The organism is Acinetobacter pragensis (genome assembly GCF_001605895.1).
Classification (GTDB): domain Bacteria; phylum Pseudomonadota; class Gammaproteobacteria; order Pseudomonadales; family Moraxellaceae; genus Acinetobacter; species Acinetobacter pragensis.
Genome location: NZ_LUAW01000029.1, coordinates 17,588 through 30,913, shown reverse-complemented (window position 1 = coordinate 30,913; position 13,326 = coordinate 17,588). Strand labels below are relative to the sequence as shown.

The following is a 13,326-nucleotide window of genomic DNA, read 5'->3' as shown; positions in this document are numbered from 1 at the left end:
TTTTGAAATTAAAATTCGTTTCACTTTTATATGAACATCAAGCCAGCTAAGCAATTCGGTTTTTTTGATGCATATGTTCTGCTTATATTATTTTCGCAAAAGCCGCCATCTCCATATATTCAACTCATCAAAACATAAATTTCATTTTTGGCGCTTCGTCCGCTTTGAGAATGAATTAACACATCCCGCATGAACACGCTTTATGTCATGCGCATGGAGGAACTAAAAGATGAAATTAGATCATTTGAATGTCGATACGGTTGTAGTCGGTGCTGGTCAGGCCGGTGTTGCAATGAGTGAGCATTTATCGGCCTTGGGAATTTCTCATGTGGTTTTAGAAAAGCACCGTATTGCTGAAGCATGGCGTACCCGCCGCTGGGATTCACTGGTTGCCAATGGCCCTTGCTGGCATGACCGTTTCCCGAATATGGAATTTAAAGCCGATCCCGATGCATTTGTGCATCATGACAAAGTTGCCGATTATTTTGAGCAGTATGCCGAAAAATTCAGCCTGCCGATTCACACTGGTGTAGACGTTCAAAAAGCATTTAAGAATAAACAGAAAAAAGGCTTTACGGTAGAAACCTCTGAGGGAACTATTCAGACTCAGCGCATTGTGTCTGCGACTGGCGCATTTCAAAAAGCCGTCATTCCTGCAGTTGCACCCAAAAACCCTGATTTTTATCAAATCCACTCAGATCAGTACAAAAATCCAGAGCAGCTGCCGGAAGGCGCAGTATTGGTCATTGGTTCAGGTTCATCGGGCGTACAGATTGCGGATGAAATAAACCGTTCAGGCAGGAAAGTTTATCTGTCTGTTGGACAGCACGAGCGTCCGCCGCGCAATTACCGCGGCCGTGACAATGTATGGTGGCTTGGTGTATTAGGCGGCTGGGACTATATGCGTCCCGATAATGGCCCGCTGCGCGGTCTAGCCGTCAGCGGCGCCCATGGCGGCATCAATATTGATTTCCGCGCTTTAGCCAATCAAGGTGTAACGTTAGTCGGTATGACACAATCATTTAATCAGCAAAAAATTCAGTTTGCAGATGACCTAAAGACCAATTTAGACATTGGTGACGAAGTCCTGATGCAATTTTTGGATGATGCCGATACCTATGTACAAAATAACGGTTTAGACCTGCCGCCAGAACCAGAACTTCGCCAGCAGCTGCCAGATCCAGCCTGTGTTACTAGCCCAATTTTAGAATTGGATATGAGCGAGGCAAATATTACTTCAGTAATTTGGGCTTCAGGCTTCAGCTACGATTTTAACTGGCTGCAAGTCAACGCTTTTGATGAACAGCAGCGCCCTAAACATAAGCAAGGTATTTCTCCTGAGCGCGGTGTGTATTTCCTCGGTTTGCCTTATTTGACTGGGCGCGGTTCCAGCTTTATTTGGGGTGTTTGGCACGATGCAAAACACATTGCGGAACATATTGATATTCAGCGCAAGTATCACCTGTATGAAGCGCCCAAAAGCCCGCTCAAAGATTCTGCATAATCCTCTCACTCTCCCCCTATACATTTAAGTCTCTGCGCAGGCTTAAATGTATTTTTTAAAGAAGATCATTATTTTTTAGCCGCGGGTTTCTTTGTGTTTTTTCTAATTGTCACCGCGCTGATCTCCCGCTGCTTTACCCCCATTGGAAACAGTTTTGAACTTCATTGATTCATTGCTGAAAAAATCACTGCATGAGGCACCGTATGAACACGATTTTAAAAACACCGATTACCGATAAATGCGCATGGCTTGGCAAAGACATCGCACAAAAAACCGATTGGCTTTACACCATGTCTGCAGATTTGCTGCAAGCACTAGATGACTGCGTAAAACAGCTTGAACATAAGCGGCTGACAGCGCCTGAGTTCAGCAAAACAGATATTTCTATACATTGTGCAGATGCGCTTCAAGAACTTGCTTACATTGCCGATGAGCTGGAAAATGGCTACGGTTTTATTGTGCTGCGCGGCATTGATGCGGCGAAATATACAGAAATACAAATGAGCAATATGTATTATGCGCTGGGTCTATATCTGGGAGAGCCTGTCACGCAAAATGCCCGCGGAGATTTAATTGGCTATGTTGAAAACATTGGCGATAAAAATCAGAAAATGACGCGTGTGTACGAGACCAACAGCTATCTGCCTTACCATTCAGATATGTCAGATGTCGTTGGATTGCTGTCAATCCGTAAAGCCAAACAAGGCGGCCTCAGCAGCTTGGTCAGTTCTGCCAGCGTGTACAACACTATTTTAGAAAAATACCCAGAATATTTAAGCTATTTTTACCATACCGCATGGTATGACCATTTAGGCGAAGTCGATCCTTCACTCAGCCCAATTTTCAGCTACTATGAAGGCAAGCTCGCCTGCCGTTACTTGCGCGCCTATATTGAGCTGGGCCATGAACGCCGCGATGTGCCGATGTCGCAAGTGCAGCTGGATGCTTTAAATGTATTTGATCAAATCAGCCATGACCCAAATTTAAAATTGGATATGATGCTTGAACCGGGCGACATACAGTTCTGCAATAATTACTGCGTCATGCACTCGCGCAATGCCTTTGAAGACTATGACGATTTAACTCAGCGCCGCAAACTGCTTCGACTGTGGCTGAAAATGCCGAATGCGCGCAAACTGGCGAAGGACTTCCCAGGCCGCAATGGCATACCCAAAGGTTTGGGGCAAGCTGCCTAAAATGATTTATCATCTTTAATAAAGAGGCTATATGCCTCTTTTTTTATGGCAGTAGGCGTATTATTTAAATTATTGATATCAAAATAATTATTCCAATATGATTTTTATCAGTAAATAGGACAAAGTCTTTTAATACAGTATTTGATATACGTCACTCAACTCACGGTTCAACGCAATCCAAAGCGCTGCGTCTAGAGTAATAATTTTTTGCTCTGCTTCTATTGATTCAAATGCCTATGTGCTGGGTCATGAAAGATGTTCCTGCTTTCCAGATAAAATTCTGGCGAAGGCTTAGCGCCTGCAATAAGCTTCCCAAAGTAAAAAATCTTCAGTGAACGCTTTACTCTCACCGCCTAGAATAAAAAATATGCAATAAAAAACACCGCATACATCCATTTATGCGGTGTTTTTAAAATGGTACAGCCTTCTAGAACATTAGAAGTTGTAGTAAACCTGCAGATTCAGCAGTTCATGCGTGTCTGTGTCACTGCCGGCAGCATAAGAATCAGATGGCCCGCCAATCAGGTAATCATTTTTCCCCACAATATATTCTGCGACAAAAGCTAAATCTTTATAGTATGCCGCCACACCGACTAAGTTGCGTGAAGATTTCTTAAAGCCGTCTTTAGATTTATCGTAGGTGCTGTACATGGCATATGGCGTTACCGCATCCAATTTACCGACATTTTTAAAGGTATAGCTGACATCTGCAGTGTAGAACATGCCTTCATTCGCCACCATAAAGTTATCATCAAATGAACCCATTAATGAAGATTCTGGCGTAATTGGATCTTTGTTGTCGACATCATTTTTACCGACGGTCAAACCCAAGGTCAGATCGTTATACGCCACATTGCCAAAAATTGACCAAGCCTTACGGTCACCCGTTTGCCCGTTGGTTTTATTTTCAATATCTGAATACCAATAAGATGCGCCCAGCGATGAGCTCATCCCTTCAGGCAGTCCGCTCAAATCTTGCTGCACACGCGCAATAAACATGTTTTTTTCATCAAGATGCGTCAGTGTCGGATCTTCCGGTTTTACAAAATTTGTGGTGTAGCGGCTTGCGTCATCCGAATACGGGCCGCTGTATTTACCGCCATCTCCGGTAAAATATGCCAATTCAACTTTGGTGCCTGTCTCAAATTTACCCTGATATTTCAGGCCAAGATTGTGCACATCTTCTAAGCCAATTTGAGTGATGACGCCGCCATAATAGTTGCTTTCCCAGAAACGCCCCGGACCAAACGGCACGGGCTGCAAACCCGCTTGAATCAGATGATTTTCATTCAAGTTATAGCCTGCATAGGCATCGACTAGTGTAGAAAAATCACAAAGCTTATCAAATTGATAACAGCGGTATTCAATATGCCCAAAAACTTTTGGCGAGGTGTAGTCCAAATTGACTTTGGCTGCATCAAATGTCAGTTTATGATCATTATCCGACCAGCTTTTATCTTGATATTTCGCTCTCAAAAAACCAGAGACTTTCAGCTCGCCCAAATCCGACTTTGGATCCCCTATCGATAAATCTTGTGCAAAAGCAGGTGTCCCCACACACCCCATCACAATCAATGCCATACAGCCAGATAACGCTTTTTTTTGCATGTGCTTGTTCTCAATTTAGTGTTAAAAAAATATTTAAAAGTACTGAAATTATTTCGGCATATATTTGGCAATGTCCTCGTCCGTTGGCTCCTGCAAATTATATTTAGCGATCAACGCGCCATATTCGCCGGAGGCTTTTAAAGCATCCAAACCGGATTGCACTTTTTGCAGCATAGCGGTATCCCCTTTACGAACAGCAATACCGCCCAAGATTGGAAAGAAGGGTTCTGTAGAGCTGATGAGCACACGGCCTTTGAGCTTATCCACTGTGCTTTTCGCAACACTGGCATCGTCATATTGCGCATCCACAGCTTTTGCCAGCAGGGCTTGGACAGATTCAGGCGAGGTCTCAAATTCACGCACTTTAATGGGCGCTTTACCTTTCGCGACACAGCTTTCCTCTGACATTTTCCGCAGCTGTTCTGGGAAAAGTGAACCTTTTTGCGATGCAACAGTTTTACCGCACAGATCATCTCGCACTTTTGGCTGATAGTCTGAACCCGCTAAAGCAATCACGGCTTCAGTGGTCATGTAATACGGCACCATATCCACTTTTTCCAAGCGCTCTTTGGTGATGTACAAACCAGACAAAACCAGATCAAATTTTTTCGCATCCAGCCCCGTAATTAAGTTCGAAAAGCGCGTGTCGACGAAATTGGCTTTTTCATTGGTTTTGGCAAAAATTTGCGCCGCGAGATCCACATCAAAACCAGCGGGCTGATCATTTTCCATGTATTCAAATGGCGGAAAAGTCATGTCACTGCCAATTTGATATGTCTTGGCTGCAGTGTCAGAAGCATTGCTTTGCGAAGTTTCCGCTTTTGGCTCTGAGCTTTGGCTGCAAGCGGCCAATCCTAAGGCGGTCAAAAGAATGGCGGCAATCGGTTTCATTTTAAGATTGGTTTTCATAGATCAGTTCTCTGTGGCTTTTATGCGCTTTATATTTGTTATACGTGAGAATTTTTCTGAATGTAATTTGGAAATTCCTAGTCAATACTCCAAAAAATGCGATGCAAAAAACGTCACAAAAAGTCATAGAATTTTCTTATATTTTTATGTGAGTACACCGATGAAAACAGAACAGCAGATCCGCATTGACTTAGCCGCTGCCCTGCGCTTGAGCGCAAAATTAGGCATGCATGAAGCCGTCGCCAATCATTTCAGCGCGGCCGTATCGGAAGATGGAAAGACCTTTTTGCTGAATCCGAAATGGATGCATTTTTCCAAAGTCAAAGCCAGTGACCTGATCTTGGTGCAGGCTGATGATCCTGACAGTTTTGAAAAAGGGCAAATTGATTCAACCGCTTGGGCCATTCATGGGCAAATTCATCAGCTGCGCCCTGATATCCGCGTCATCATGCATTTGCATCCAGTCTACGCTACAGCGCTGTCTTGCCTGAAAAATCCGGCGCTGCTGCCAATTGAACAGAACAGCGCGCGTTATTTTAACCGTGTTGCCTATGACCATCATTACAGCGGCATGGCGGATCAAATCGCTGAAGGACGCCGCTTAGCGCAGCTGCTGCAAGACAAAAGCCGGCTCATGATGTGCAATCATGGCGTATTGATTGGTTCGCATGATATTGGCGTGGCTTTTGATGATATGTATACCTTTGAGCGCTCTAGCCAGATCCTGATTTCGGCTTATTCTACAGGGCAAGCCTTGAATATTTTGGGTGATGCAGTAGCGGAAAAAACGGCTCAGGATTGGGAAAAAATTGAAGATTTCAGCAGGGCGCATTTTGAAGAAATGAAGCGCATTCTGCTGGCAGAAGATCCAAGCTTTATGAATTAAATCAACAGAACTATGCAGCACTTGTAAATAAATACCCAATAAAAAAGAGCTTCATAAGAAGCTCTTTTTTATTCTGCCATTGCTGTCAGAATGCTGTGCCTGCTTATGCCATTTCTAAACCCGCCTGCTGTACAAAGAACGAAGCGCCCTTCGGTTTTTGCGGCATTTTCAGTGCATTTGGCGACATCCGGATTTGACCGCTTTCTGTGCCATACACCAAATGGCCTTGATGCTGACTTGGTAAAGGATTATCCGATAATGCAACAGCGTCTTCAGCCGCATACACCGTAATAAATAAGTAGCGCGGCAACTCAGTATTATTTGCACCAGATGCATGCAGCAAACGGGTATGCATAAAGCAGACTGAGCCCGCTGGACCAATACATGAAACATACTTTTGGCATTCTTTGGCTTCCACAGCATCATCTACTTTGCCGGTAAAACGGCCGTCTTGCCAATGATTATACAGCTCACCTTTATGGCTGCCAGGAATCACCTGCAGCGGCCCATTGTCCTGTGTCACCTCACCCACCATCAGCAGTGAGGTAATCATGTCGTCGTTGGTATGCGGGGTAAATGGAAAATCCTGATGCCATTTTACAGTCGTGGCAGTATGCGGCAGTTTGGCATTTACTTTACTGTGATGAAAACGCGTGCCTGAACCGCCTATCAGCTGACCCGCCATTTCTGCCATTTTAGACTGCATTGCGGTTTTAAAATACGCCTCTGAAATCTCAGTAGGTGAGCTGACACGGCGCAGTGCGGGATGATCTGCACTATGATCGGCAGGGTCGACATCAAAACGTGAACGCCCATCCATTGTTTCACCATAAGCTGCTGCAAATGCTCGGCTTTCGTCTACCCAAGCCTCTAGCTGTCCGCGCAGGCCCTGCAATTCATCGGCATTCAGCACATTGTCTACAACCAAATAACCGTCTCGATGAAATTGTTCAATTTGTTCCGCTTTTAACATCTTTTTTCCTCTCTATCTTGTGCATCAATCTGTCAGTGAATCATTTAACCGCGTTATCCATATATAATAAGTGCATCCCTGCTATGCTTGAATCAATGCACCTTTTCATAAATCTGCAAGTTATTTCATTACGGCGGCGATGTCTTCCGCTGATGGTTCTTTCAAGCCATAAGCAGCCAGAATTTTGCTGTAATCGCCTGAAGCTTTAATTTTATTTAGGCCATCTTCCAGCAGCTTGCGCGTTGCCGTGTCGCCTTTGCGCACACCGATGCCGCCCACGATTGGAAAAAACTGCTCAGTCGATGTAATTTTCACCTTGCCCGGCAAGTTTTTTGTTGCAGCTGTCATAACCGCAGCATCGTCATATTGAATTTCGACTGCATGCGCCAGCAAGGCCTGCGTCGTTTGCGGCGAAGTTTCAAACTCACGCACGGTAATGGCTGGCTTACCTTTAGCCACACAGCGGTCTTTAGAAATATCCTGCACTTGGGTTGCAAAGGCTGTGCCCTTCATTGCACCCACAGTACGGCCGCATAAGTCGTTTGGCCCTTTAGGCGCCAAATCTGAATCCACCCTCACCAGCAATGAAATATCCGTTTTGTAATACGGAATCATGTCTATCTGCGCTAAGCGCTCTTTAGTGATATACATGGATGAGAAAAGCACATCAAACTTTTGGCTTTTTAAGCCAGGAATCAAATTCGCCCAGCGCGTATCTATCCATTCCGGCTGATAATTTCCATCCAATTCGGCCATTTTTGCCATGATTTCAACATCAATGCCGCTTGGCTTGCCGTTGTCTAAAAACTCATATGGCGGAAATGTCATATCAGAACCAATAGTCAGGACTTTCTGACCGGCCGCAGCCGTACTGTCCGCGGCTGTTTCTGTCTTTTTTGTACAGCCGCTTAGGAATAAAGCGCCTGCCAATGCGGTAACGGTTAATACTGTATTCTTCTTCATGCCTAAACCCGTTGCTGTCGTTGATTTTGTATTCAATTCAATATAGCTATATTTTTTAGGCAATCCGATTAGGATTTTTTTATGTACTCATTCATAAAATTAGAATTATAAAAATCAACTCATAAAAAAAGCAGTCAAAATGACTGCATATAATAAGTAGAATTAAAAAACTATTTTTTTAATAAAATATAATAAATAGACTACTCCTTAGAAATAAATTTTTGGAACCGTTCATTATCTGATTGCAATAAAATTTCAGGGGTATCATTTAATATCACATGGCCATTTTCCATAAATACCACACGGTCAGAAACTTTAAATGCAAAGCGCATCTCATGCGTCACAATAATCATGGTCAAACCTTCTTTTGCCAATTCTTCAATGACCTTCAGCACTTCATTGACCAATTCAGGATCTAAAGCAGATGTCGGCTCATCAAACAAGATAATGGATGGCTGCATGGCCAGTGCCCGTGCAATCGCCACACGCTGCTGCTGCCCGCCAGAAAGCTGATGCGGATATTTATTGGCATGCAGCTTCATGCCAACTTTATCCAGCATCGCCAATGCTGTGACTTTATTGTCCAGCACCGTACCCATTTTGTGGTACAGCGGCGCCAGCATCACATTTTCTAAAATGGTTTTATGCGGAAATAAATTAAAGCTTTGGAACACCATCCCCACATGCACAATTTGTTTTTTATATTCAGGCGAATCTTCGGTGATTGCCTGATCTTTCAAAAACGGCTGCCCTAACAGATTCACTGTGCCTTGGTTCAAAGCTTCTAAGCCATTTAATGTACGGATGAGCGTGGTCTTGCCTGAACCTGATGGGCCAATGATTGAAATCACTTCCCCCCAGTTTACATTCAAATGAATGCCTTTCAGTACTTCATGCTGACCATAGGCTTTATGAATATTCACCGCTTCAAGCGCGAATTCGCCATGACGCTCTGCGCTGATGTCTTTACGTGCACGAATCGATGCATTCGGCAGCTGCAGCAATGGATCAGATTCACTCAACATGCCAGGCTTACGGTTGGCAATATCAATGCGGCGTTCAAACCAGCCAATCAGCCAGCCAAAAACTGTCACAATCAGCACATAATAAAATGCAACCGCCAGCATGGTTTCCATCACTAAAAAGTTTTGGGTATACAGGCGTTGCCCCACCAAGAGGATTTCTGTTAAAGAAATCACTGAAACTAAAGAAGTGAGTTTAACAATGGAGACATACTCATTGCCCAGCGCAGGCAACGCCACACGGAAGGCTTGCGGAATGACGATTAAACGCTGAATGCCCGAAGCTTTCATGCCTAAGGCCTTTCCAGCCTCTATCTGCCCTTTGTGAATAGAAGTCAGGCCGCCGCGGTGAATCTCAGCAATATACGCGGCCTCACTGAGGGTCATGGCTAATAGTCCCGCAATAAAAGGGGAAGCAAGCACAACACTCGAAGCAGGGAAAATTTGCGGCAAGTTATAAACAAAAACTAAAAGCACCAGCAGCGGCAAGCTGCGGAAAAACCAGATATACGCATCGCTAGACCATGCCACCGCCTTCAGTTTGGACTGCTTGCCAAAAGCCAGCGCAAAACCCAAAACAATGCCCAGAACCCAAACCAAAACACTCAACTCGATCACAGTCCAAGTTGCTTGCCAAAAATTTTTGTTTAAAAATAACTTTAAGGTATATTCCCAATTAAAATCCATTCGAGACCCCGCTTACATCAACCTATTCTATTAAGCTTGTTATATCGAATTTTATTTAAAGATGTAATTTTGAAAATTTGAGGTATTAATATGGAAAATTAAAAGCAATAAAAAAGGCCAATATAAAAATTGACCTAGTATAAAAACAGAATAGTTCTACTTAAAAATTTTATTTTAAGCACACATAATATACGCATGAACAAACATTATTTTCAAGAAAAATTTAAATTAAGTTTTAAACTCAACTACATATTAATATTTAATACTTGCCAGCAACTTTTGAAGAAAGCTATCACACATTTCCATTTGTGAAAGTTCTACATATTCATTCGGCTTGTGCGCGACAGCAATATCTCCAGGCCCGCATACCACAACTGGGCACTGCAGCGAATTCTGAAACAAACCGCCTTCAGTGCCAAAAGAAATATTTTTTATCGATGTCGCTTCTGGAAGCAGCTGCTGCATAAATTTTACAGCTTCGACTGTGGGCGAGGTTTTCAAGCCAGGGTATTGATTCAAATTCTCCACTTCTATCCGATCCTGAAAATGCGCTGCAATTTGCTTCAGTATCTGATTCTGAATATCTGCACTGCTGTCTTCTGCCAAATGCCGAATCTCATAATCCACCGTACATGCATTCGGCACAATATTCAGCGCAGTCCCGCCAGCAATTTTCCCGACATGCACTGTGCTAAAAGGGATGTCATAGCCTAAATCCTGATACCCATGACTTTGAAGCTGATGCTGTACCTGCTGTATCGATTGCACCAGACTGCTGGCGACATGGATGGCATTGACAAAATTCGGTGCTAAAGCGGAGTGGCCTTCTTCTCCGCAGCAACGCGCACGGAACACCGTTTTGCCTTTATGCGCCAAGGCCAGCTGCATCATGGTTGGCTCACCTATCAGACACAGCAGCGGCGGCTTTATTGTTGCAGCCAGCTGATCCAATATGCCGCGCACACCTACACAGCCAATTTCTTCATCGTAGGATATGCATAAATGCAGCGGACGTTTTAAAGGCTGGATGGATGCATCCAGCATAGTCATAATGGCGCAGGCCAAAAAGCCTTTCATATCTGCTGTGCCGCGGCCATAAATTTTGCCGTTTTTTATTCGGGCGTCAAAAGCCGGACTGTCCCATTGCTGGCCTTCTACAGGCACGACATCTGAATGTCCTGAAAGCAATATCCCGGCCTGATCCTTTGGGCCAACGGATGCCAATAGGTTGGCTTTGGTCTTCTCAGCATTAAAATTTAATACCGTTTCAATTTTATGCTGCTCCAACAACGCCTTTACATACAGAATAAAATCTAAATTGCTTTTATATGATGTGGTGTCAAACGCAATCAGCTGTGTTAACAGTTCAGTACTTTTCATAACAAAATTCAGGCCTCGGATGGTGTTCTGGTTTTGACATGCGGATCAAAGAAATGCGCATCCCCCATCCCCGGAATATATTGATTGGAGAGGAAAGCCCGGCAGCGGCTGATAAACGCTTGCGAAACCGTATTCAGCACTGCATTTTTAGCGGTTGCCAAACCAATTTTCATTGGCCGGTGTTCGCCTGCAATACGGATCCGGACCAGCCGCTTTCCGTCCAAGGAAAAATTATTTTTTGGGCGCACATTTAAAATGGTATAACCCAAATTATTGGCCACCATGGAACGCACAACGTCCACATGCCTTGAGGAATGCGCGACTTTCGGGCTAAGCTTATGATTGCGGAATAAGGAAATAAAATAGTCATTGCTATAAGGCATATCCAGCAGCACCATCGGCAGTTCCGCCAGCTCTTCAAGCGTTACCGCAACATTCTTGGCCAAAGGGTGCGCCTCACTCACCAAAATGTGCGGCGGCAATACCGCCAAAGGTTCAAAATTCACTAAATCATGATCAATATTTAAATCGTAAGTTAATACGACATCCAGTTCGTTGCGGGTCAAGCTATGGAGTAAAACCTGCTGATCCTCTTCACATAGCTCTAAGGTGACATTTTTATACAGGTGAGCAAATCCATGAATAATTTCTGCATAAATCATCGGTGAAAACGCGGTAAAGCAGCCCAGCTTTAAAGGACCGCGGATGGATCCTGAAAAGTCTGCGGCCAATGCATACAAGCTGCTGGCTTGACTCAGAATGAACTTGCATTCCTGCATCACCTTGTCGCCAATATTGGTTAAAATCAGCCCTTTGGCATGCTGACGAATAAACAGCTGCACCTGCAGTTCTGACTCAATATGCGCAATAGCTGCAGATATTGATGGAGAAGAAACGTGAATTTTCTCAGATGCGATGATAATACTGCCGCTTTCTGCGGTAGCGACAAAGTATTGCATTTGCCGCAAAGATATACGATTTAACAACGTGATTCCTTTTTTTCACCTGCAGCTGTTCTGATTATTCATCTCCCAGCACGCCATAAGCCGGAGAACCCGATGGATTCAGCGCGCGGACAACATAATCTTCAACCTGCGGTTCATATAATTTCCAGAGTTGATAAAGATCTTGTATGGGGGATTCAGACCAATCAATGCGGAGATTAATAGTTGGCCATTCGAGTTTATCCACCACTAAAATACCTGCTGAATGCACCGTGCCTGCCTCACCGCCGGCATCTAAACCGGCCTGCAGCGCTATCAGCAGCCGTTCGGCTAAACTGCCTTCACTGGCATGGAACACTTCAACCATTTTTGCAGGCACATCTGCATTTGCCAGAAGATTTCCCGCACCAACAGCGTGCTCTCCTATGCACTCTGAATGCACTCCCAGTGTATTTTCGCCACTAAATACAGCAGGAGGCTGATCCGAATTCAGTACAGACAGCTGCCGATATTCAATAAAATCAGTATTTTTAACCAATTCAGAAATGGCTTCTTCTGGTGCAAGATCATACTTAATCATATCTAGCAAAATGTTTGCCAAGTATGGATCCGTGATGTTTTGAGATGTTGCGACACCGACTCCAGCCTTCGCTTGAAGACAGCGCGCAGCAACTGCCGGAGAGGAAGAACTGATTGCCCCTCCAAACTGGCCTGTTTTTTTACAGCGGGCAATAATTGAAAATGTCATAGGCAATAACTCCTTGCATGCTTAATCTGGAATTACAGCGGTGGCATCAATTTCTACCAGCCATTCAGGGCGCGCCAGTGCGGAAACAACAATACCGGTGGATACAGGAAACACGCCTTTTAGCCATTTACCGGCAACACGGTAAACTTCTTCACGGTAACGCGGGTCAGTAATATAGATGGTGATTTTGCAGATATCCTCCAATTCGCCGCCCGCTTCTTTCAGCAGCATGTCAATATTGTACATGGCCTGCTCAGCTTGACCGGACGCATCACCGATACACACATTTTCAGAAGTATCCAAATTTTGGCCAATTTGACCGCGGAGGAAAACTGTACTGCCCCGCGCTACAACGGCTTGGCATAAGTCATTATCAAGATTTTGCTCTGGATATGTTTTTTTTGTGTTGAAGGTTCGAATGCGTGTGTGTTTCATTTTAACTGTTCCTTTTTTCGGTACAGTCTCAGTATGAATCAATCACTTATTAAGGCAATTTCCCTTTTCCT

At 44.2% G+C, this 13,326-nt stretch carries 12 protein-coding genes and 1 pseudogene; 3 read left to right on the top strand and 10 right to left on the bottom strand.

The window, feature by feature from the left end:
• Positions 1-229 precede the first annotated feature (229 nt).
• Together AZH43_RS12870 and AZH43_RS12865 are read left to right on the top strand one after the other, a co-directional pair.
• A complete protein-coding gene (locus AZH43_RS12870) occupies positions 230-1,504 on the top strand; it encodes a flavin-containing monooxygenase (RefSeq protein ID WP_067670297.1) in 1,275 nt (424 codons plus the stop codon).
• Positions 1,505-1,707: 203 nt separating this feature from the next.
• Positions 1,708-2,700 (top strand): TauD/TfdA family dioxygenase, encoded by a 993-nt coding sequence (locus AZH43_RS12865; RefSeq protein WP_106386942.1) that lies wholly within the window; start codon positions 1,708-1,710, stop codon positions 2,698-2,700.
• A 435-nt stretch (positions 2,701-3,135) separates the two neighbouring features.
• On the opposite strand, the gene AZH43_RS12860 is transcribed toward AZH43_RS12865, so the two are convergent.
• The gene (locus AZH43_RS12860) at positions 3,136-4,308 is read right to left on the bottom strand and encodes a hypothetical protein (protein ID WP_067670293.1); all 1,173 of its coding nucleotides are present in this window, start codon (positions 4,306-4,308) and stop codon (positions 3,136-3,138) included.
• Positions 4,309-4,356: 48 nt separating this feature from the next.
• Positions 4,357-5,217, bottom strand: coding sequence for an ABC transporter substrate-binding protein (locus AZH43_RS12855; RefSeq protein ID WP_067670291.1), 861 nt, complete (start codon positions 5,215-5,217; stop codon positions 4,357-4,359).
• A gap of 160 nt (positions 5,218-5,377) precedes the next feature.
• Between AZH43_RS12855 and AZH43_RS12850 the strand changes: the two genes are divergently transcribed.
• A complete protein-coding gene (locus AZH43_RS12850) occupies positions 5,378-6,103 on the top strand; it encodes a class II aldolase and adducin N-terminal domain-containing protein (RefSeq protein ID WP_067670289.1) in 726 nt (241 codons plus the stop codon).
• Between the two features lie 103 nt (positions 6,104-6,206).
• On the opposite strand, the gene AZH43_RS12845 is transcribed toward AZH43_RS12850, so the two are convergent.
• The 8 genes and pseudogenes from AZH43_RS12845 to AZH43_RS12815 form a co-directional block, all read right to left on the bottom strand.
• Positions 6,207-7,076 carry a phytanoyl-CoA dioxygenase family protein gene (locus AZH43_RS12845; protein WP_067670287.1) on the bottom strand — a complete coding sequence of 290 codons (870 nt, stop codon included), beginning with the start codon at positions 7,074-7,076 and terminating at the stop codon, positions 6,207-6,209.
• 120 nt (positions 7,077-7,196) lie between these two features.
• Entirely contained in the window at positions 7,197-8,075 is an 879-nt protein-coding gene (locus tag AZH43_RS12840; protein ID WP_227509818.1) for an ABC transporter substrate-binding protein, read from the bottom strand.
• A gap of 164 nt (positions 8,076-8,239) precedes the next feature.
• The gene (locus tag AZH43_RS19165) at positions 8,240-9,001 is read right to left on the bottom strand and encodes an amino acid ABC transporter ATP-binding protein (RefSeq protein WP_227509819.1); all 762 of its coding nucleotides are present in this window, start codon (positions 8,999-9,001) and stop codon (positions 8,240-8,242) included.
• A gap of 96 nt (positions 9,002-9,097) precedes the next feature.
• Positions 9,098-9,748: pseudogene (locus tag AZH43_RS19160) on the bottom strand (amino acid ABC transporter permease); the annotation flags it as partial.
• Positions 9,749-10,000: 252 nt separating this feature from the next.
• The gene (gene argE, locus AZH43_RS12830) at positions 10,001-11,128 is read right to left on the bottom strand and encodes an acetylornithine deacetylase (RefSeq protein ID WP_067670283.1); all 1,128 of its coding nucleotides are present in this window, start codon (positions 11,126-11,128) and stop codon (positions 10,001-10,003) included.
• Between the two features lie 8 nt (positions 11,129-11,136).
• Positions 11,137-12,114 carry a LysR family transcriptional regulator gene (locus AZH43_RS12825; protein ID WP_067670281.1) on the bottom strand — a complete coding sequence of 326 codons (978 nt, stop codon included), beginning with the start codon at positions 12,112-12,114 and terminating at the stop codon, positions 11,137-11,139.
• A 34-nt stretch (positions 12,115-12,148) separates the two neighbouring features.
• Complete coding sequence (locus AZH43_RS12820; RefSeq protein ID WP_067670279.1) at positions 12,149-12,820, bottom strand: DUF1028 domain-containing protein; 672 nt, start codon at positions 12,818-12,820, stop codon at positions 12,149-12,151.
• A 21-nt stretch (positions 12,821-12,841) separates the two neighbouring features.
• A complete protein-coding gene (locus tag AZH43_RS12815) occupies positions 12,842-13,255 on the bottom strand; it encodes a RidA family protein (RefSeq protein ID WP_067670277.1) in 414 nt (137 codons plus the stop codon).
• Between the last annotated feature and the right edge of the window lie 71 nt (positions 13,256-13,326).